26 protein-coding genes are annotated in these 20,107 nt (G+C 32.3%); 6 read left to right on the top strand and 20 right to left on the bottom strand.

From position 1 onward, the window contains the following. Positions 1–6 precede the first annotated feature (6 nt). The 11 genes from IPK14_19045 to ffh form a co-directional block, all read right to left on the bottom strand. Positions 7–633 (bottom strand): DUF393 domain-containing protein, encoded by a 627-nt coding sequence (locus tag IPK14_19045; protein MBK7995394.1) that lies wholly within the window; start codon positions 631–633, stop codon positions 7–9. Between the two features lie 93 nt (positions 634–726). Then, positions 727–1,299 carry a hypothetical protein gene (locus IPK14_19040; protein MBK7995393.1) on the bottom strand — a complete coding sequence of 191 codons (573 nt, stop codon included), beginning with the start codon at positions 1,297–1,299 and terminating at the stop codon, positions 727–729. A gap of 60 nt (positions 1,300–1,359) precedes the next feature. Beyond that, the gene (locus IPK14_19035; protein ID MBK7995392.1) at positions 1,360–2,517 is read right to left on the bottom strand and encodes a hypothetical protein; all 1,158 of its coding nucleotides are present in this window, start codon (positions 2,515–2,517) and stop codon (positions 1,360–1,362) included. A gap of 288 nt (positions 2,518–2,805) precedes the next feature. Further along, positions 2,806–3,072, bottom strand: coding sequence for a hypothetical protein (locus IPK14_19030; protein MBK7995391.1), 267 nt, complete (start codon positions 3,070–3,072; stop codon positions 2,806–2,808). Next, positions 3,063–4,034: a magnesium/cobalt transporter CorA gene (corA, locus tag IPK14_19025; protein ID MBK7995390.1), complete on the bottom strand. Its 972-nt coding sequence runs from the start codon at positions 4,032–4,034 to the stop codon at positions 3,063–3,065. The genes IPK14_19030 and corA overlap by 10 nt, the downstream gene beginning before the upstream one ends. 11 nt (positions 4,035–4,045) lie before the next feature. Next, positions 4,046–5,053: a VWA domain-containing protein gene (locus IPK14_19020; protein ID MBK7995389.1), complete on the bottom strand. Its 1,008-nt coding sequence runs from the start codon at positions 5,051–5,053 to the stop codon at positions 4,046–4,048. A gap of 15 nt (positions 5,054–5,068) precedes the next feature. Beyond that, entirely contained in the window at positions 5,069–5,806 is a 738-nt protein-coding gene (gene trmD, locus IPK14_19015) for a tRNA (guanosine(37)-N1)-methyltransferase TrmD (protein ID MBK7995388.1), read from the bottom strand. Between the two features lie 145 nt (positions 5,807–5,951). Then, positions 5,952–6,557, bottom strand: a complete 606-nt coding sequence (rimM, locus tag IPK14_19010) for a 16S rRNA processing protein RimM (GenBank protein MBK7995387.1) — start codon at positions 6,555–6,557, stop codon at positions 5,952–5,954. Continuing rightward, positions 6,557–6,787, bottom strand: coding sequence for a KH domain-containing protein (locus tag IPK14_19005; GenBank protein ID MBK7995386.1), 231 nt, complete (start codon positions 6,785–6,787; stop codon positions 6,557–6,559). The genes rimM and IPK14_19005 overlap by 1 nt, the downstream gene beginning before the upstream one ends. A 253-nt stretch (positions 6,788–7,040) precedes the next feature. Continuing rightward, positions 7,041–7,295: a 30S ribosomal protein S16 gene (gene rpsP / locus IPK14_19000; protein MBK7995385.1), complete on the bottom strand. Its 255-nt coding sequence runs from the start codon at positions 7,293–7,295 to the stop codon at positions 7,041–7,043. A gap of 43 nt (positions 7,296–7,338) precedes the next feature. Beyond that, positions 7,339–8,760: a signal recognition particle protein gene (gene ffh / locus IPK14_18995; protein ID MBK7995384.1), complete on the bottom strand. Its 1,422-nt coding sequence runs from the start codon at positions 8,758–8,760 to the stop codon at positions 7,339–7,341. Between the two features lie 207 nt (positions 8,761–8,967). On the opposite strand from ffh, the gene IPK14_18990 reads away from it, so the two are divergent. The 4 genes from IPK14_18990 (at position 8,968) to IPK14_18975 (ending at position 11,502) form a co-directional block, all read left to right on the top strand. Then, complete coding sequence (locus IPK14_18990; GenBank protein MBK7995383.1) at positions 8,968–9,186, top strand: hypothetical protein; 219 nt, start codon at positions 8,968–8,970, stop codon at positions 9,184–9,186. A gap of 101 nt (positions 9,187–9,287) precedes the next feature. After that, positions 9,288–10,067 (top strand): carbonic anhydrase, encoded by a 780-nt coding sequence (locus tag IPK14_18985; GenBank protein MBK7995382.1) that lies wholly within the window; start codon positions 9,288–9,290, stop codon positions 10,065–10,067. A gap of 19 nt (positions 10,068–10,086) precedes the next feature. Then, the gene (locus tag IPK14_18980; protein ID MBK7995381.1) at positions 10,087–10,884 is read left to right on the top strand and encodes an inositol monophosphatase; all 798 of its coding nucleotides are present in this window, start codon (positions 10,087–10,089) and stop codon (positions 10,882–10,884) included. A gap of 45 nt (positions 10,885–10,929) precedes the next feature. Beyond that, the gene (locus tag IPK14_18975; protein ID MBK7995380.1) at positions 10,930–11,502 is read left to right on the top strand and encodes a TerB family tellurite resistance protein; all 573 of its coding nucleotides are present in this window, start codon (positions 10,930–10,932) and stop codon (positions 11,500–11,502) included. A gap of 74 nt (positions 11,503–11,576) precedes the next feature. On the opposite strand, the gene IPK14_18970 is transcribed toward IPK14_18975, so the two are convergent. From IPK14_18970 to IPK14_18940, 7 genes are read right to left on the bottom strand one after another with little or no spacing between them, the layout of a single operon-like run. Next, positions 11,577–12,332, bottom strand: coding sequence for a 2OG-Fe(II) oxygenase (locus IPK14_18970; GenBank protein MBK7995379.1), 756 nt, complete (start codon positions 12,330–12,332; stop codon positions 11,577–11,579). Continuing rightward, positions 12,325–13,161, bottom strand: a complete 837-nt coding sequence (locus IPK14_18965) for a 2OG-Fe(II) oxygenase (protein MBK7995378.1) — start codon at positions 13,159–13,161, stop codon at positions 12,325–12,327. The genes IPK14_18970 and IPK14_18965 overlap by 8 nt, the downstream gene beginning before the upstream one ends. A gap of 12 nt (positions 13,162–13,173) precedes the next feature. Further along, a complete protein-coding gene (locus tag IPK14_18960) occupies positions 13,174–14,058 on the bottom strand; it encodes a hypothetical protein (protein ID MBK7995377.1) in 885 nt (294 codons plus the stop codon). A gap of 20 nt (positions 14,059–14,078) precedes the next feature. Then, complete coding sequence (locus IPK14_18955) at positions 14,079–14,954, bottom strand: hypothetical protein (GenBank protein MBK7995376.1); 876 nt, start codon at positions 14,952–14,954, stop codon at positions 14,079–14,081. A gap of 4 nt (positions 14,955–14,958) precedes the next feature. After that, the gene (locus tag IPK14_18950; protein MBK7995375.1) at positions 14,959–15,813 is read right to left on the bottom strand and encodes a glycosyl transferase; all 855 of its coding nucleotides are present in this window, start codon (positions 15,811–15,813) and stop codon (positions 14,959–14,961) included. A gap of 15 nt (positions 15,814–15,828) precedes the next feature. After that, positions 15,829–17,127, bottom strand: coding sequence for a hypothetical protein (locus IPK14_18945; protein MBK7995374.1), 1,299 nt, complete (start codon positions 17,125–17,127; stop codon positions 15,829–15,831). 60 nt (positions 17,128–17,187) lie between these two features. After that, the gene (locus tag IPK14_18940; GenBank protein ID MBK7995373.1) at positions 17,188–17,421 is read right to left on the bottom strand and encodes a ferredoxin; all 234 of its coding nucleotides are present in this window, start codon (positions 17,419–17,421) and stop codon (positions 17,188–17,190) included. 131 nt (positions 17,422–17,552) lie between these two features. Between IPK14_18940 and IPK14_18935 the strand changes: the two genes are divergently transcribed. After that, on the top strand, positions 17,553–18,116 hold the full coding sequence (locus IPK14_18935) for an archaemetzincin family Zn-dependent metalloprotease (GenBank protein ID MBK7995372.1): 564 nt from the start codon (positions 17,553–17,555) through the stop codon (positions 18,114–18,116). Here the strand turns inward: IPK14_18935 and IPK14_18930 are convergent. Then, positions 18,097–18,723, bottom strand: a complete 627-nt coding sequence (locus tag IPK14_18930) for an FHA domain-containing protein (GenBank protein MBK7995371.1) — start codon at positions 18,721–18,723, stop codon at positions 18,097–18,099. The genes IPK14_18935 and IPK14_18930 overlap by 20 nt on opposite strands. A gap of 510 nt (positions 18,724–19,233) precedes the next feature. Here IPK14_18930 and IPK14_18925 point away from each other — a divergent pair. Continuing rightward, positions 19,234–19,698, top strand: coding sequence for a hypothetical protein (locus tag IPK14_18925; protein ID MBK7995370.1), 465 nt, complete (start codon positions 19,234–19,236; stop codon positions 19,696–19,698). Between the two features lie 16 nt (positions 19,699–19,714). Here IPK14_18925 and IPK14_18920 read toward each other — a convergent pair whose 3' ends face one another. Continuing rightward, a complete protein-coding gene (locus IPK14_18920) occupies positions 19,715–20,011 on the bottom strand; it encodes a hypothetical protein (protein ID MBK7995369.1) in 297 nt (98 codons plus the stop codon). Positions 20,012–20,107 lie beyond the last annotated feature (96 nt).

Below are 20,107 nucleotides of genomic sequence, written 5' to 3'. Positions count from 1 at the left end.
AAGTTATTAATTGTCTATATTTGTTGTATTGGATAAAGTTTTAGTCCTACGACACACTTGGCGAGGTTCGCCATCTGTTAGATCAGAAACTAATTGTAAAAATTGACTAATGAAAGGTAGGCGCATAAAAGAGCCTATTAATGCCCAAGCCAGGTTTATATGCTCTAGAGCTTTGGCAAAAGCACAAACGCCTGATTTATCACTATTACCATTCATTGGATCATAGGTTAGGCGTTTTAAGTCTTTGCTTGGGTGGTCTTGTGCAGGGATCAACATTAGACCTACTGGATTACGTTTCTCAAACCAATGTGCTAACTCACTACATTGATTACAACCTTCATCATAATAAAGCCTTGCAGGAAAAATATTTTTGTTATTTAAGCTAGCATGCCAGGGTCGCCAACTTGGTAGCCATTGTCTTACTACTTTACGGTAATTTAGCCACTCTTGACCAAACCTAATTTCCAACTCTTGATTTTCATCCCAACGTGCTAATCCTACACCATAAGAAAAAGCTACCACTCCACCAAAAAATAACCAAAAATGATTTAATATAAGTCCATAACCAAAAAATATTAAGGTTACGGATAGCTGCATAGGGTTAGCAACATAAGCATAAAGGGAAGTTGTCACTAATTTTTTAGGAGCATCATAAGGGAAAGGGGTTCCTTTACCAGATTCTAGAAATTCTTGTACAGCACTTAAACCTAAAACTATAGGTATAGCTCAAAGTTGGCAAGTTCGGCTATTTAACCACTTTGGACGCAAGAAAAGTACTTTCCATCCGCCGCCTATTTGCTCAAAAATAGTTAGTGGTATAACAAAAAGAAATAAAATACTAAAGCAAATAACTTGTAAAAAAGCTCGTGATGGCAAATGTCTTTCTTCTATTGTCCAACGCGCAAGAAGTTGAGCAGGCACAAAACAAAGAAATAAAGCTAAAAATTCGCCTATTACCCAATTTTGATTAAGTTTAAGCAAAGGAAAACATAGAGGCATTAACAATAAGTCAAATACTAGCATTAATATAAACCAAATAGGTAAGCGCAAATTTAGAGAGGTAAAAACAGGTATAACACCCCAAAGCAAAATCCAGGCAAATAGCAAATCTACAGGAATGCTAAATAAAGTTCCTTTTTGGACATCAAAATCCCACCAATCAAAATAGTTAACTAATACTTGAAAGGGGACTAAACTTGCTAAAACCCAAAGACTAGCTAAAAATGCTCCAACACGTATTTTTTTACTTGGTCGTTTTAGAGCTAGCAAGATCAAAGCAATAGAACTAGGTAGTAGCAAACATAAATTACGTTTTAAGATAATTTCATTAGCAAAATATCATTAAAATCAAACATAAGCTTAAAGATTAGTTAAGTTATCAATTAGATATTCGGCTGAAAGCCCAACAGCATAACGCTCCCAAGGGCCAAAGTACCAGGCTGGATCTAGCAAACGTTGATATTTAATTGTCCAACGTACTTTTGTATTAGTTGAATCAATAGATTGCCATTCTATTGTAGATTCTTGCCATGCAAGCCAATGAGCAATTGCACTTTTATCTGAAACTACCCCAAATTTTACAAAACTTACTGTATCAATAGAATTATAAATTTGTGATTCTTTTACACTTAATATTAAGTCTCCTGGTTTTCCTTCTCCTCCTGCAAAATGGATTATTCTTTGATCCCCAAAAGCTAAACCGCTACCGCTAGTTCTTACTGGACGAGGAAATTGCAATTTTAAGTAAAAAGGAAGTTCCTTATTAAATTTAGGTGTCATGCTTAAGGATTTAGCTACGGTTAATTGATCTGTTGGGATGATTTTTTCTACAACCACAATTTCATCACGTGAAAAAGAGAGATTACTATTAATTCCTTCTAAACTCATTATTAAAAAAGGGAGTAAAATTAAAGCTGGTAGCGGGCCTTTTGAACGGTTCTTAGAATTTTTAGTTACAATATCTAATATTGCCCCTATTACTGAGCCAACAGCATAAAAAACTGGTATTGCCATAACAATACAAATTACTCCATCACCTAACACAACCGTAGAAAATATACAGGTTAATAGTAATGTAAAAGTCATTCCTTTTAATATTGCGCCTGTAAAAGTTTTTTGTTTACGAATAAAAGTAGTTAAAATTGCTAACACAGCAGGCAATCCAATAAATAAAGCTGCTGTTTGATCTAACCGCCCTGCAACTAACAAACTATAAATCAAGCTTCCTACAACAAACATTATGGTTGTAGTAATTAAAACTAACCTAGTGCTTAAACCTGTTGGTTGAATTTCATTTGTTGGCTGTGTTTGAATTTTAGCTACAGGAATGTTGCCACAACGCCTACATTCTCCTGTTTCTATGTTAAACATATCTGATTGGTGGCAAATCTCACATCTTTGAGCAGTAGTAGTTTTATGAATAATCAATTGTTGTTCATTTGTAGAATTTTTAGAAGCTTCAAAATTTTCTTCTACTTTTTTATCCCGAAATAGTATTTTTTTTATTTTTTCATCCATAGTTTTTAAAATTGCGTCTTTTAGGGTTAGTTATAATCCAGGTAATTTTGCAAATTACAACAATATTAAATTATTCTACTACTTTTAAAGAAGGAGAATTTTTTGCAACTCTTTTGTAATTCTGTATTCCATTAGTAGCTAAATGATTAGTAAATTCTACATAAATAATTACATAGTGTGCAAAAAGTAATACTGAAGAATAATTTATTTTAGTTATAAGCCATTCCTAAACCTTAAATTCTAGTGACATTGAACGGGTGTTCAACCTTATTTTTTATCACTACCAATTTATTTACTTGGCACAGGCATTTGAGAAATTAGCACTGTAATAAAACTTATAAATACTATTGCTAAAATAAAAATAACTAAAATGGCTGGCTCTATTTGCCAAAAGGGTCGGCTTTCATCAGATTCTTCTTCCATTAGCTGAATAGGTAATTTTAACATACCTGTATCAACTTTAATTACCCCTTCGCTATCGTTATTTGTATTGTTAACAATGTTTTCTAGCTCTTTTTGAGACTTAATTTTCTTCTTTGCTCGTCTTAAAGCCATTTAATCTTCCTTAAGTAAAAATATAGAGCTATTCCAATTATTACCATTGATGATAAAGCATAAGTATAACCATAACGCCATTTTAGCTCAGGCATAAAATCAAAATTCATTCCATAAATACCTGCTATTAAAGTTACAGACATTAAAATTGTAGAGATTGAGGTTAACCGTTTCATTATTATGTTCATTCGATTACCTGAAAGTGATAAATAAACGTCCATAATAGAGCTTAAGATATCTCGTAACGAGTCAATGTTATCTGCAACTCTAATAGCATGGTCAAAAACATCTTGAAAATAAACATAAGTTTCTGTAGAAAAAATAGGTTGTTCACGTCTTAACATCACATTTAAGACATCTCTAAGAGGCGAAATAAAGCGGCGTAGGTAAAGAAGATTTTTTTTAACTCGAAAAATTTCTTCTATTAAATTAGGCTGAAAATCTGTAAATAATTTGTCCTCTAAATCGTCAATTAAATCGCTAATACTGTCTAAAATAATCATATAGTTATCAACTACAGCATCAATAAGCAAATAAGCTAAAGTTCCTGTGCCTACTACACTACGGCTTGCCCATTCCGGCCAAAGACGGTTGACTAGAGTTATTGCATTAATTGGTTGACGACGGACAGTAACAAGAAAATTTGCTCCCAAAAAGATTCCTATTTCTTTTAATTCTAAATGCGTATTGTCATCTACAAAATCAGCTTCATACACCACCATAAAATAATAACCAGTGTATTCCTCAATTTTAGGCCGCTGATGTCCTTTAATACAATCTTCAATTGAAAGTGGATGAAAACCAAATTCTTTAGCTAAAGATAAAAAATCTTCATTTGTTGGATCAGTTACATCTGTCCAAATAATATTTTCTTTCTTAGTTTTTAATTTATTGATGTTATCTATAGAAATATTATTAATTACTTTATTAGTACTAAGATCTAAGTAACTAGTAGTGATCATAATTAATTAAATTAAGGTAAGACACGTAGATAGCTATGTTGTAAACTTATTTCCAAGATTAAAACACAAATAGACATAATCAACCAATAAAAAAAATCTTCGCTATAATGCTCATAGCGTTTTACATCTACAGCAGTCCGCTCTAGCTTATCTATTTCTTGAAAAATATCCTCTAATGCTTGACGATTGGTAGCGCGATAATATTTGCCACCTGTAGAGTTAGCAATCTCTCGTAAAACATTCTCATTAAAAGTAGAAGGTTGTAAGGTATATGTACCAGGTGGATCACCAATATTTAAGCTTGGCATTTTTACCATTCCACTTGTACCAATACCAATAGTATAAATTTTTATTCCTAATACTTGGGCTATTTCTGCGGCAGTTCGTGGCTCAATAGTAGTAACATTATTGTCACCATCTGTTAGCAAAATAACTACACGACTTTTAGCGTCAGAATGACGTAAATGATTGACACTACTAGCAATAGCAATACCTATTGCTGTACCATTTCCTTCAATATCAGTTCTATCAACTAAATCAACGTTTTTAAGTAAAGTTTTTAATAGCTCATAATCTAAAGTTAAAGGACAGCGCAGTTGGCTATAAGCAGCAAAACTAATAAGACCTAGGCGGTCAGACTCGCGTCTATCTATAAATTCAGAAATTATTTCTTTAGCAACAGAAAGCCTATTAGCAGTTTGAAAATCTAAAGCTCCCATACTAAGCGAAGTATCTACAGTAACAATAATATCTGCAAGCTCTGTTTTAATTTGCTCAACTCTTGATAAAGACTGAGGTCTAGCTAATGCAATTATTAGACAGGAAAAAGCAATTACTCGTAAAATAACAGGAAGGTGTCTTAAACGTTGACGCAGACTTGGTTTAAGATTAGCTACTTTTAAGTTTGTTAGACTGGAGAATTTTATTGTCTTTGGCTTTTTAAGCTGGCGATACCAAAGATAAAGGATTAGCAAATTTGCTAGTAAAAGCCAAAGTAAATTGGGGTTGGCAAACTTCATGCTAAACCTACTAATTTATTTAGGAAATTTACTTTTTATTTCCTGTAAAATCTTTAAGTCTTCTTTGCTTAAATTTGCTTTTTCTAGCAAATCTGGACGAACTAGCCAAGTTTTTTCTAATGCTTTACGTCGTCGCCAACGAGCAATTTCTTTATGATTACCATTTTGTAAAATTGCTGGAACTGTCTTATTTCTATATATTGCCGGACGAGTATAAACAGGCGAGTCTAGCAACCCACTACTAAAAGATTCATTTGCTGTTGAGTCTGCACAGCCTAAAGCATTAGGAATCAGTCGAACAAGGGCATCAACAACAATTAATGCTGCAAATTCGCCTCCTGAAAGCACATAATCCCCAATAGAAATTTCATCTGTAACTAAAGACTCATTAACTCGCTCGTCTACACCTTCATAGCGTCCACAAATTAAAATTAACCTATCTAATTTACTTAATCTTTCAGCTAATTCTTGGTTAAAAGTTTTTCCTTGAGGAGTAAGTAAAGTAACAGAATGGTTATTAACATTATGGGTTAAGTATTCAATAGCTCTAAACATAGGTTCAGGCTTTAAGACCATACCTTCACCACCGCCAAAAGGACGATCATCTACAACATGATGCCGATCATAAGTAAAATCTCTTAAATTATGAATATTAATCTTTATTAAATTTTGCAGTTGGGCGCGGCGAATTATTCCATGTTCAAAGGGGCTTTGAAAGATTTCAGGAAAGATAGTAATAATGTCGATCTGCATAAGAAATTAATAAGATAAAACTTTAAGACCAGCCGTAAAAGACTGGTCTATTAGCAAAAGCCAGGGGCTTAAAAAACAAGTTTTTAACCTTTTATTGCCGCATAGCGGCAATTGACAATAGACAAGTCCTTTAGGGTTTGTCTATTTATAAATCTAACAACCCTTCAGGAGGATTTACTATAATTTTCTTTTCTTCTGTATTTATTTCAGTGCAAATATCTTCAGCTAGAGGAATAAGATATTCTTTTGCCCCATTTACTACTAAAAGAGGGGCTGCACCTGTTTGTAAAAGGCTTTTTACTTGACCCAAAACTTGCCCATTATTTGTTATTACTTGGCAACCAATAAGGTCGAATTCATAATAATGATCTTCAGGTAGGTCTACTATTTCAGAGACAGGAACTTTTACAGTTACATTCCTTAAAAGCTCTGCTTCATTACGTGAATTTATAGATTCAAAGGCAAAAACAATACGGTCTTTATGGAACCAGAAGTCTATTAATTCCAGTTCTTTAATTTGATTATCAGGAAATACTAGAAAGACACTTGATAAATCTTCAAAGCGTTCTGGAAAATCTGTTTCAATAGTAGCAATAACTTCGCCCTTAATTCCTTGAGGGCGAATAATTCGAGCAATAGTAATTAGCTCAGAAGGGTTTATAGATGGTTGGGGTAAAGAAACATCAGAAGGCAAAGTTTTTGCGGGCTTTGCCTTTTCCTGAGTTTTTATATTAGCACGCGATGATCGCACTACTCTAAGATCTCCAAAACAAAACGCTTTCTTAGTTTCATTCCAGAAGCTCCTAGAATTGTACGGATTGCCCGGGCAGTACGTCCTTGTTTACCTATGACTTTACCTAGGTCGGCTTGTGCTACTCTGAGTTCTAGGACAGTGGTAGCTTCACCTTCAACCTCTTTGACTTCTACTTGCTCTGGATAATCAACTAAAGCTTTTCCTATTATCTCAATGAGTTCTTTCATGTCAATTATTGGCACAAACAGCCTAACTTAAGTAAGTTAGGGATTACGCCGCCTCCTTCACTAAAGAATAGTTTACTTTCAATCCCTGGTCTTGATTAAGTTACTAAGAAAAGTACAAAACACTAGCCGAAAAAATCCTCGTTAGCAAAAGCTTAAAATTTATTAAAATTTGCTATTGATGAATGTATGCTAACACTTGCCACTAGTTCTTGGCTACTACCTAATTTAATAAAGCTCAATAAATTTCCTTATTTTAAGCTTTTTCTGGCGCAGGCTGATATTTTTTTAGTAATTGGCTTACTGTATCAGTAGGCTGCGCACCATTTTTTAGCCAATAACTAACTCTATCTTGTTTTAAGTGTAGTTGGTTAGGTTCTCTACAAGGATTATAATAACCAACTATTTCTAAAAAGCGACCATCTCGCTTGCTTTCTTTTTCTGTTACGATGATGCGATAGAAGGGATGTTTTTTTGCTCCCTTTCTGGATAATCTAATTGCTAACAAGATCAACCTCCTAAAGGTTAAAAATTAATTATATAAAATAAATTAATTAACGTTTTTTCTTTTTCTTACGCGCGCTTCCACCAGTACGACCGCCGCCTAGTATTCCGCCGCCACCTAATAATTTACCACCAAATCCACCTAGTAAGCCTCCGCGAGTCATTGAACGCATAATCTTACGCATTTGGATATATTCATCAATTAAATCATTAACTTGCTTAATTGATGTTCCGCTACCTTTAGCAATTCGACGACGACGAGAAACATCAATTATATGATGATTTCCGCGTTCTTTTATTGTCATGGAATTAATAATAGCTTCGGTCATTTTTAGCTTACGCTGCATTTGTTCTGCTTGCTCAGTGCTAATTTTAGGAACAAACCCCATTAAACTACGCATCATGCCTTCAGGAAGCATCTTGAGTAGTTTATCTACCGAGCCTAATTTTTCCATTTGTTTTAGCTGCATTCGGTAATCTTCCAGCGTAAAACGATCTTCCATCATTTTTTGCTGGAGTGCCATTGCTTCTTCTTCGTCAACTTCTTGTTGGACTTTTTCAATTAAAGTTAGCACATCACCCATTCCAAGGATTCTTTGTGCTACACGATCAGGGAAGAAAGCATCTAAAGCATCATATTTTTCCCCAATACCAACAAACTTAACTGGTTGACCTGTAACTACTTTAATTGAAAGAGCCGCACCGCCTCTGGCATCACCATCCATCTTGGTAAGAATTACGCCAGTAGTGCCTATACGGTTATGAAACTCAGTAGCACTTTTTACAGCATCTTGACCTGTCATTGCATCAGCAACAAACAAGATTTCTACTGGCACTAGTTCGCGTTTTATTGAACTAAGCTCTTCCATTAGTTGATCATCAATATGGAGTCTTCCAGCAGTATCTACCATTAAGGTATCATACCCCATTTGTTGGGCATGTTTATAAGCTGCACGGCATATTTCTAAAGGATCATTTAATTCAGGAGCTTCAAAAACTGGCTGCCCAATATCACGAGCAATTACAGATAGTTGATCGCGTGCAGCAGGACGATAAACGTCTACAGAAACTAACAACGGATGACGACCTTGGTTTTTAGCTAAGAATTTAGCTAACTTACCAGTAGAGGTAGTCTTACCAGAACCTTGTAAGCCAACAATCATTACTACATTGGGACTTCTTTGGGTAAAGACTAAGCGGGAACTACTACCACCTAGAATTTCTACTAATTCGTCATAGACAATTTTAACTACTTGTTGTTCAGGTGAAAGAGACTCTAAAACCTTTTGTCCAATGGCTTTTTCCTTCACTGTTTCAACAAATTGTTTTACTACCTTAAAATTTACGTCTGCTTCTAATAGAGCTATGCGGATTTCACGCATTGCTATATCAATATGTTCAACTGTGAGTTGATCTTGGCCGCGTAGATTTTTTAAGACCTTCTTGATTTTATCAGAAAGGGCATCAAACATGTTTTAGCACCACAATTTAGTTTATTTTCGATTAAAGACAAAACGACAAATTAGCCGCTTTTTTTATTGTTGTCAAGCTCACAAAACCTACTTTAGCAACTTTCTGCTTTTAGTTGATAGACAAATTGTTGTAGGATGCTCTTACACCTTAAAAAACAAATTTGCTGCTATAACCAACCTAGTATTTTTTATTAAGAAGGTAGTTAAATGAAAAATGGTATATGTGTAAAATGTTCAGGAAAAGAAATTTACTGTAAAGATGCTAGTCCAAAATCTAGTGACAGAGTTACACTAAAAGATGGAGTGATAAGTAAAGATGCTTCGATGGTTCTTCGATATATTTGTATAAGTTGTGGTTATTTAGAATACTATTTAAGTGAACAAACAGACCTTGATTACATTCGTGAACATTGGGACAGAGTTTAAGTCTATCTGCTAACCTTTACAAAAGCTTGCAACTAGCCATAGAATGGTCACAATGACAATTATAATCTTTCCATTATCAATTATTTGGGGGAAATATAGCTGTGCCAAAATTAAATATTATTAATTTTACATCAACAAAACATCGAATATATTTATTAATTCTTATAGTGTCTATTAGTGTTTTATTTTTAGCAGGTTGCAAAAAAGGTAATACTAATAACGCTCCTACAAATCAGCCAAATAATAATCAAACTAACCCCAATCCCACTACTGAAACAAACAATCTTCCTGATACAGACGCTAAATCAGCACTAGATAAACTCTTGCAAGGTAATGATCGCTATATTAATGGTAATTTTGCTCCACGAGATTTAACTAAAGCTAAATTGGCTGAACTAGCAAAAGGGCAAAATCCTCATACAATTATTTTAACTTGTTCTGACTCTAGAGTTATTCCAGAGTTATTTTTTGATCAATCTGTAGGAGATCTTTTTGTTATTCGTACAGATGGAAATGTCCTAGACAAATCTGTTGTTGTTGGAAGTATGGAATATGCAGCAGAAAAACTAGGCACATCTTTAATTATGGTTGTAGGTCATGAAAATTGTGATGCTGTTTTAACTGCAACTAAAGAAGAGCCTGCTACTGGAAATAAACAATTTATTGTTAATGAAATTAAACCTGCTCTAGCAAAAGCAAAAACTCTAGGGTCTGATTTAGTAAATAAAACTGCTGAGGAAAATGTTAAATTAATTGTAGAGAATTTGCCTAAACGTAGTGAGATATTAACTAACTTAGTAAATGATAATAAGTTAAAAATTGCTGGTGGTATTTATAGTTTGACTGAAGGGAAAGTAACAATTGTTTCTGATATAAACTAACTAATAAGGTAAAAATTGGATGCGAAATTTTGCTATCTCAACTGCTATTGAAGCAGGTAAAATCTTAAGAGACTACTTTGGACGTAAAATTACAATTAGTCATAAAGGGCAAATAGACTTAGTTACAGAAGTAGACTTACTTTCGGAAAAATATATTAAGGAACAAGTAGGTTCTCATTATCCTAAACATCAAATTCTAGCGGAAGAAGGTGGATTTACGGCTTCTAATTCGGATTATCGTTGGATAGTTGACCCACTAGATGGAACAACTAATTATGCACATGGTTATCCAATTTTTTGTGTATCAATCGCGCTAGAATATGCAGGAAAATTAGTTTTAGGTGTAGTTTATGATCCAACTCGAGATGAACTTTTTGTTGCTGAAAAAGGACTAGGAGCAACACTTAATAATCGAGCAATTCATGTATCTGAAACCGCCCTATTAAAAGATGCTCTTTTAGTAACAGGCTTTCCCTATGATATTAAAACTAATTCTAATAATAACTTAAATTATTTTTCGCGGTTTGCTTTAACTGCTCGTGCAGTGCGTCGGGATGGTTCTGCTGCATTGGATCTTTGCTATACTGCTGCTGGTCGTTTTGATGGTTTCTGGGAAATGCACCTAGGCCCCTGGGATGCTGCTGCGGGAATACTAATAATTGCTGAAGCAGGTGGAAAAATAACTAGATTTGATGGAAGCGATTTTGAGTTATACCCGCCTAAAACACGTACTTTAGAGGTGCTTGCTACTAACAAATTAATCCATGAAGATATGATAAAAGTGCTTTCAGATGATTTTGTTTTACCTAAGCAGTAAATTAAAGTTTATTACTATTTTCTAAAAAAATTTTAAGGAGTTGCAATGTCAAACAAAGATATAACAGAAGATTACAGAAATCTTAGTGAAGAACAATATATTCGTAAACAAGAAGAAGAAACACGTGATAGGCTTCGTAGAGAAGAAGAATTAAAAAAACAACGTGAAGAAATGGGACGAATTATTGGTATTAGTGATGATGAGCTATTAGTAGCTCTGCAAAAGCAGGAATATACAGCAGAAACAGTAAAATTAGTCGAACTATTGCCATTAGTTAAAGTCGCTTGGGGTGATGGTAGCATTAGTAGTAGAGAGAAAGAAGAGCTATTAAAGGCATTAGAATTTAAGGGAATAAAGTCAGACAGTGCTGTACAAAAACAAATAGATAAGTGGCTAATAGAAAGTCCTTCAGACAGTTTTTTCCAAACAAACTTAGAATTATTAGCTAAAGTTTTTGAAAAACTTCCAGAAACAGAAAAGTCTGCCCGAAGAGAAAATATATTAATCTATTGTAATCAAATAGCTAACGCTTCAGGTAGTTTTTTAGGTGTAGGAAGCAAAGTTAGTGAAGGCGAACAAAAAGCCATAGACTTAATTTCTAGAACTTTACCAAAGTAAGCATTCTTACAAAGTTGGGTTATACATAGGCTTATAGACTTAAGTATAACCCATTATCATTTTAAAGCTTTTGCTTAAAAACTCTTTAATAACCATTCAAGTTTATTTTTAATAGTTTTTGAGACGCTAGTAGGTGTCTCAAAAATAACAGAAAAAATTCTACGGTGTTTTCCTTCAGGACAGTTAAGACGCTCTACGCCATGCCAGGATTGTGGGACGTTCTTAAAAAGAAAACTATAGTTATCTAAAAATGGAACAGGAGTTTTTGTCTTAAAGTCGCTAAAATCTGGATTTAGGGCAGAAATTTGTTTTTGACCTAAAATTACAGTTGCACCTCCCCATTCTTCTTGCCAATCCTGTCTAGTATTAAAATAAAAAAGGTGTGTTCCAAGTTTATCTTCTACATCACAGTGTGGTGAAACTTCAGAACCATTTATTCCAATATGCAAAACATACTTCAAGTCAAAAGGAGAAACTCCCAAAAGCCGTTTTATAAATTGTTGATATTTTATGCTTTCTAACTCATTAATAAACTGTTGCCAACTTTTTGATAACTCTTCATGTTTTATAAAGCCTAAATTATCACCCTTTTCTATAGATTTCTTATAGCTTAAGTAATATCTATTATGGGGCCGTTGATTGTATTTTCTTGTAAGATTTTCATTTTTCTTAAATTTTTCTATACTAGGAAAATCACTTACTAACTGCTGAAAGCTTGTAGGTGTTAGCAGTTCATAAAAGGAAGCAAAGGGAAACGTTTCTTTTTCATAAAACATTTTTTTATCAAATTCTGCTAACTTTTCATAATTTATTAGGCTATTTTTATCCATAAACTAATCTTTTAACTTTCTTTACAAAAAACCTTTGTATTTTTTTTTGTAAACTAATTTGCTCTTTACCTAAACTAAACAAAGGATCTTGAACTTCGCCAAGCAAATTTATAAAAAGCCTGGGAAAAGTTGTCACCTCACGTACTGTAACACCATGAAAAGAATTAACTGTATTAAGAAATAATACTAAAGTATTTGGCTGATATTTAATAGTTTTTATTACTTCAAAATATTGGCTATCCATTTCTTTTTCATGCAGGATTAAATCTTGTTTTTTTAATCTACAAACCTCAAGATCTCCACCTTTAGAACTATCTTCGGGATGTCGGAAATAATAAAGACCTGTAAAAAGCTTATTTGGTCTATCTAAATGAGTGCCTCTTATAGAAGTTGGCTTTCCAAAAACAGGTGTATTGATAGCAAATTGAGCATCTAGCAAGACTTTTGCTTGGGAAAATGTATTTATTCCTCTTATGCCTGTAGTTAGTTTATCTAATTTTCCTACTTTATTTTCAAAATGTGGATAGATTTTTAAGATATGTTCTTTAAATAAGTCTAAAAACTTGTCAAAAAAATCCTGTGAAGTATGAGTCTTTAAAAAATCTCCCCACAAAGAGCTAATTGTAAGTGAATTAAGGGCATGTGATGTTGATAAATTAAAGCGTTTATTACTTTCAGGAGTTTTTATTTTAGTAATTATTTCTAAGGATGGATAGCTTAAAGCTAATTTTTTATACAACTCTTCTGCTAAAGCATTTTGTAAAACCAAGTGTGGAAAAGGTTCTTCTACGATTTGTGATTTAGTTACATTCTTAATAATGGAGTCCATAGATTTATTTTGTTAAGAGTTTTTTAGCCATTTTTCTTTTAACTTTTTGATTTCTTTGCTGCTATAAAAATGTTGAGTATATTTTGAGTCTAACATTTTGTTTATATAACTTGCTGGTAGTTTAACTGTAGCCAAAAACTTACGGTAAATATCAGCATAGCCTTTTTCATCAGCAACATTTTTAGATACCAAAGAAAAGCTTTTATCTAAAAATGTTCTTAAGATTTCTTGCTTAATTTGATCATTTAGATTATGTTTCATTATTAAAATATCATAACAACCTGACTTAATTTGTAAGTAACCTTTATCTTGTGGAAAGTTATATTGATAGACATCCACGCCTAGAACTTCTTTAAATTCTAGATCAAACCAGGTCAAAGGAACATAATCTAGATGTTTTTCAAAAAAGCCTTGGGTAAGCTCTTCTAATGATAATTTTGAGTAGGCATCTTTTATACCCCAAATTTGATCTAGCACTTGAAAATAATCAGAAATATTTCTGCTAATAGGGTCACGTACAAGAGTTATAATTTTTACAGGTATTTTACTTTCTATTATATTATTATAAACAAAAGGTGACAATATTTCGTGTATTTTTTCAGGAGTTTGCCAACCTTTTTCTATTCTATCTTGTCGATGTTTAATAATATTTACTGGATTTAATCTATGAATATGAAAAGTGATAAAACCTTCATCTTTAACTAATGCTTGGTAAATGGTGGAAGACGCAACCTTGCCCATTTGATAAACAAGTACTGGTGGAAGAGGCTTATTTAATGCTCGTTTTATTTTAAGATAAAATGTTGCTTTTAATATTGGTTTTGTCTGGAAAACCTTTATTAGTAATGGTGTTTTACTAATATTTATAAGTGTTTTCCAAATAATTTCTTTTTTCATAATTTACTATTAAAAATTATTTATCTGATCATATTATTAATCATTCTTTTTATTGTTCTAGGATATTTTTTATACCAAGGCATTAAGTTTTCTATTTCTGAAGCCATCACGCCTGGCTTAAGTTTACAGGTAAATAAAGCTTCTTTTACGTGCATAGTAAAATGATGCGCCATATAAGGTATAGGACTTGGTGAACGTGCAGCAACACCTTGAATTGCATTTGGTGTATTCATAAATATAACAAATGTATTTTTTTTGTAAGGAATAACTTTTTCTATGTTTAACAGTTCAATATCTACAACTTGATGATCGCCTAAAATCAACTCTTTTCCTGGCTTTAATGAATAAAAAATATGTTCTGCACCTTCGGATTTATCCTCATCTGGTTTTAAGGATAAATACGAAAGAAAAAGTGTTTTTAATATCTTAAGGTGTGGCTGTCGTTGTACACAAGTTTGATTAAAAATAGGAGTATGTATTAATATTTTTGAGTCTAACAAGACTTGATTTTTTGCAATATTTGAATTTGTACTTTTGTCTCTAAGTGCTGTTTCTAGTTCATCTAGCAAAGCAAACCTTTGTTCAAAATCTGGATATTCTTTAAGTATATAAGGTCTAAATAATCTAAGAGCATCTTTCCAAATCGCATCCTCACAATGTTCTATAGTGAATTTTCTCCAAGAGTCGGACAAAGTAGAATCATTGATAGCTCTATAAGCTGGTAAATAAATTTTGTGGTTATCATTGTATTTTTTACCTTTAGTAAATTTATTAAGTTTAGGAAATTCTTTTATAAGTTGTTCACAAAATGCAGGTTCCAAGATATTTTCCACTACTATATGTGGAAAAGGTTTTTCAATAACTTGGTCAGGTGTAAGTTTTGATAGTAGTGACATAAATTTACCTTAAAGTTATGTTTTCCCAATTATTTATCAAAAATAGTTTTGCTCTTGTTAAAATTGGAAGCTTTTTTATAAGCGGGTTAACGAATTTATTATCTAGTTTTTGAATAATTTTTGAAGGTATTTTTTGACTATCTTCTACCCTATTTTCAATCTGCCAAACTAAAGAAGGTCTAATAAATCCTGCTTTAATATGTTCTTTAATAAGGTCTAAAGAAACAATATTTTTGTCTATAGCCTCAAATAAAAGTTGAAACCAAAGATAGCTTAGTGGATTTTTTGTTGAAAGCCAGGGCTGAGTATGAATTTTAGTAAAATGAAGCAAAGCTGTTTTTTCTTTTTCAAAGTTTTCTAATGAATTCCACTCTTCTGGAATAGTGTAGGCTTTATTTTTAGCAATAATTAAATCTTGCATTAACTCTCTATAACTAAATATATTTTGATCAAGTTGTTTGATTATTTCTTTTATATCCCACTTAAGTTTTTCACAATCTATTAACAAAACACTATGCTGTGCTAAAGTTGCCTTAAATTGCTTTAAACTTAAAAGCTCTGCTCCCTCAAAAACTATTTCCCAAAGCTTTTTGATATCTTGAAATACAATCATATCTGAATCTAAATAAATAGCTTTACCAGAAAATTTTTGTATCTCAGGAATTAAAAACCGCTGAAAAGAAAATGCTGTAAACGGTTGATTTTTAGGATCTTTAGCAATAGGTATTTTAATATTACTTTGATACAAAGGAAATACATTAACTATAGATTTTGTATTTTTGACAATAGAATACTCTAATATCTTAAATGGTATTAACTCTTTTTCAGTTGCACCAACATAAACTTGTATAGTTTCCATAAGTTACAAAAAAGTTTATCTACAATTAATCCCTAATTCTACTAAAGATTTCCATAAAATATCTCCAATAATCATTAATTCTTTGTCATATTGACTTAAGATTTGGCTAATAGCTTCTAACTCAGAATCTACATTATGGTTAGGAGCATATTTGTTATTTGAATGTAAATCTCCGGGATAGCGTCCTTCTGAATGCTGGTATAAATCCATCCCAGCTATAACTAAGCGTTTAGGCTGTAAAGCTACAGCTACCATCAACATCAATATACCTGTGCTTAATTTATCATTATGTTCTATATCATTACAAAAACCTAATAATCTTTCGATAGTAAAAAAGCTCATTGGGCTTAGCCCCTCTGTCCAAAGGCGACGTAGCAACATTCCTTCTTCTTTTCTAATAGTAGATATACTATAGATGCAACCTTTAACTTTTTGAAAAGTCTTTGGGCTACCTACAAAAACAACATCAGGATTATCAAAAAGCTTACGCTCTTGCCAAATAAAATTTACTCGAAACAAAACATCATATTTTAGATTAAAAAGTAATGGATCCTCTGATGATGGGCCATTACCTAAGCATAAAATTGTTTCTGGATAACCTAATTTTTGTTTTAACTCTTCTAAAGTATCTATTCTATGTTTAGAAAAATACTTTGCTATTTTTTTCCAAAAGTAACTTTGTCCTATTTTGTCACGAAATGTTGGAATTAACACACTTGTTTTATCTAATTGATTTATATTAAATAAATGCTGTTCTAATAAATCAAATTGATTTTTTTTAGAAATCTCATCCCAGAAATTATCATTTATTAAAATAGTTTGTTTGCTAAATCCTCTATTATTAAGTTGTTCTACAATTTCACTATCTTTACTAACAAATAAACAGGCTTTACTTGATAGAACATTATTAGAAAATAATTTTGTTATTTCTAAGAGTGTTTTTCTATCAATATTTAACCAAATTATTGGAATATTATTTTTTAATAAAAAGAATACTATTTTTTCACTTAACCCTTTATAAGATCTTAGAATTATTAATGCACTTGGGTTAGTTGATTGGAAAAATCTTGAAAAAACAATACTTAAAGGTGTGAGAAAAATAAAATCATCAATATAACGACTTTTTAAGGAAGCAATACTACTTAAATCTGGGCAAGTAAAAACCCAATGTTGTTTAGGAAAATAGTTTTGAAAGGCACTAATAGCTTTTCGGAAAGTTTCAAAATCATCAAAGTTTTCCCCATAAATCCATACAGAAGTCTTAACTTTGGGAAGAAATAAGCTTATTTGTTGGGCAAATGCTAGTAATTTCATCTCACTTTATTAAATAACTCAATAACTTCTATTTTTGTTACTTAATTTTGATTCTATTGGCTAATCTCCATTATCTCCAATTGCTGTTACTGGGCAAGAATCCATTGCCTCTTGGCATTGTTCTTCCTCTTCTGGTGATTCAGGTTGTTTATAAACATAAGAATATCCATCATCATCTTGGCGAGTAAAATTACTAGGGGCAGTATCTCTACAAACATCACAGTCAATACATTCAACATCAACATAAAAGCGACCAAAAATATTTTCTGGATGTTTTTTTGTCTTATCGGCCATAAAATTGACTAACTCCTTGACTAACTACGAAAGTTGCAAGATTCTATCACGACCCAATATAAAAAGGCTAAAATGCTACGCAGTCTCTATCCAAAAAATTTTATTACTTACTGGTTATTACTTGATTACTTATGAGCTTATCACAAAATTACAACTCAAATAAATTAAACATTCTTCTACTTTTATTACAACCTATAAAAAACGAATTAATTAACTCATTAATTAATCATCTTGAGCCTTTATTTAATGCCTTATGTAAAGTAGAAATAAAACAATTAAATTTAGAATTTGCTTACAATAAAAAACGCCAGCAATATGACTCTACTGCTATTTTAGCTTATCTTAAACCCCTATCCCCTAATAACTACCGTACTATAGCAATTTTTTCTAAAGATTTATTTTCAAGTGGCAGCACTTTTGTTTTTGGAGAAGCAGAAGTAGCAGGCCGAATAGCTATTATTTCCTTAGCAAGATTAACAGACTTGAACTCACAAAATTTTGATTCCCTAATTTCCATTCTTTGCAAAGAAGTAACTCATGAATTAGGCCACGTTATCGGACTTAGACATTGCTTAAACAAACGTTGTGTAATGTCTTTTTCTGCTAACTTAGAAGCAGTAGAAAAAAAGCAAGCTAAGTTTTGTCCTGATTGTCTGCATACGCTAGCTGAAATACTTATGTATCAAAATATTTAAGTAATTTAGTAAATGTACGCTGAGAATTATCTTGTCTTTCTTTTGTATCCTGTAACATTCCTGTATCTATATGGCCTTCGGAAAATAATCTCTTTAATAAATCTGGTAGTTGTTCTATTTTAATATGTTCAAATGTAACTAAAGCATTACCTAAACGAATGATGTCATGATCTTCTAGAGGAACTCCTATATCATTAGACGGAACAGTTAATTCTTGCCAACCTTGCTTAAATCTTTGTATAGCTGTTCCACGGCGGCTATTACAATCTTTTAAGAAAAACTGCCCGTCCCGAAATTCAATACAAGCATGACGACGAGAAATAGATTTATTAATTGAATCTCCTGTTCGAGAAAAAGCAAAATGATTTTTTTCTTGTACTAGACCTTCAACAGAAAAAACATTCTGTGAACGTCCTAAATAAGTAAGTGGTTTAACGATTAGGTAATGCTCTCTAAAAGCACGGGCATTAACCGTTTGTAGCAATGCTAGAGGTGAAACTTCTGTTTTTGGATGTCCAACTTTGATAATACGCGAAGCATTAGCCTCAACTAGAACATCAAACCCACTGGGCGATTGCTTGCTATTAGGCCATTCTATTCTTACCATACAGCGACTTTTTAAGCGTCCTGACTTTGTTTTTGATGCTACGCCAGGAAGTAGATCTATTTCTGTGCGTAAAAAATCAAATAACTTATAACCTTTTGCTTGAATATAAGAATAAATATGTTGGTAAAATGCCTTGGTAGAAAAAATTGTTTCTAAATCCTGTATTTTCTTAGGTTTTACCGTTGGAACAAAAATATGAATTATATTAGGAACATAAGTGTAATTATTTTCCCAAACAAGTTTTTTTGCTTCTAGTTGTTGAAAAAGTTCTTGTGAAAATAATGTGGGGAAATTTCATCATAACTAATAGCAGTAGTTGAAATTATCAACAAAAATTGTTCTAGCCCTAAAGTAATTTCTGTAATTGTTTTACTCATAACTATTTTTTATTTTAATTTCTATGGGTGCCTTTATTTTTTTATTTTTCTTCTTAAAATTTTACAAATACTTGATTCTTTTGTCTTGCCTAAAATAATTTTTTCGTTATTCTGTACAAAAAAAGAGGAAAAGATGTCAGAACAAGGAAAAAATCAAAACTCAGCCATTTGGACAATGCTTAAAACGTCAATTATTGGTCGCACGATCAATCGTCTTGCAGGCCCTTTTGTTGATGCCCAGATTTTAGCCGCTGTCCAAGAATATTTTCCTAAGGCTAGGTTAATTTCTCATGCTCGCACAGATATACTACATATTGAAACCCGACTAAGCCATGTTACCGGCAAGTTTGTACATACTACATTTTCTGTAATATTAAAAGATCCTCAACTTGACGAACTTTGTCTAGCTATGGAAATAGGCGGCTATAAAGCACTAGTTTTTGGTTTTACTCCAGAAAAAGTGCTTTGGTTTTTACGTGCTAATGATTTTTATTTACTTGATACAGAAGCATGGGAAAATTACCGTCTTTGCTTAGATAATATTGATGTAGGAGAAATCTTAATTCCAGATGTAAACCCAACTTTACCTTTAGAATAGTACTTAAAATTAGCTTTTAGACTTTCTCTAATAATGTCCAAGTCATTCCAAAACGATTATTTTGCATTGTTGCAATAGTCACCGTAGCATAATCATGTTTTATAGACCAAAAAATGTCTCTAATCCTTACTTTAGTTCCTATAGGTAAGCCAGAGTAAGCCGAACGTAATTGATAAATTTGATTAATTTGCGCACCACATGTAGCTTGTCCTGTAGGGCAACGTCCGCTTTTTCTTCTTTCAAGTAAGCCACACTCATTACAAAAAAGCTCTGTTAAATCCTCAATAGATTGTAAGTTAGTAAATCTTTCCACAAACACCCCCAAAATTTTAAGATATTTCATTTCGCAAATAAGTTTACAATGTACTTAATCCACAACCAATTAGCATTTACAAAAACTAGGTTATAA

The sequence above is a fragment of the Blastocatellia bacterium genome, assembly GCA_016713405.1.
GTDB lineage: Bacteria > Acidobacteriota > Blastocatellia > Chloracidobacteriales > JADJPF01 > JADJPF01.
The sequence above is the reverse complement of the archived record's forward strand: the minus strand, read 5'-3'. Positions and strand labels throughout refer to the sequence as shown.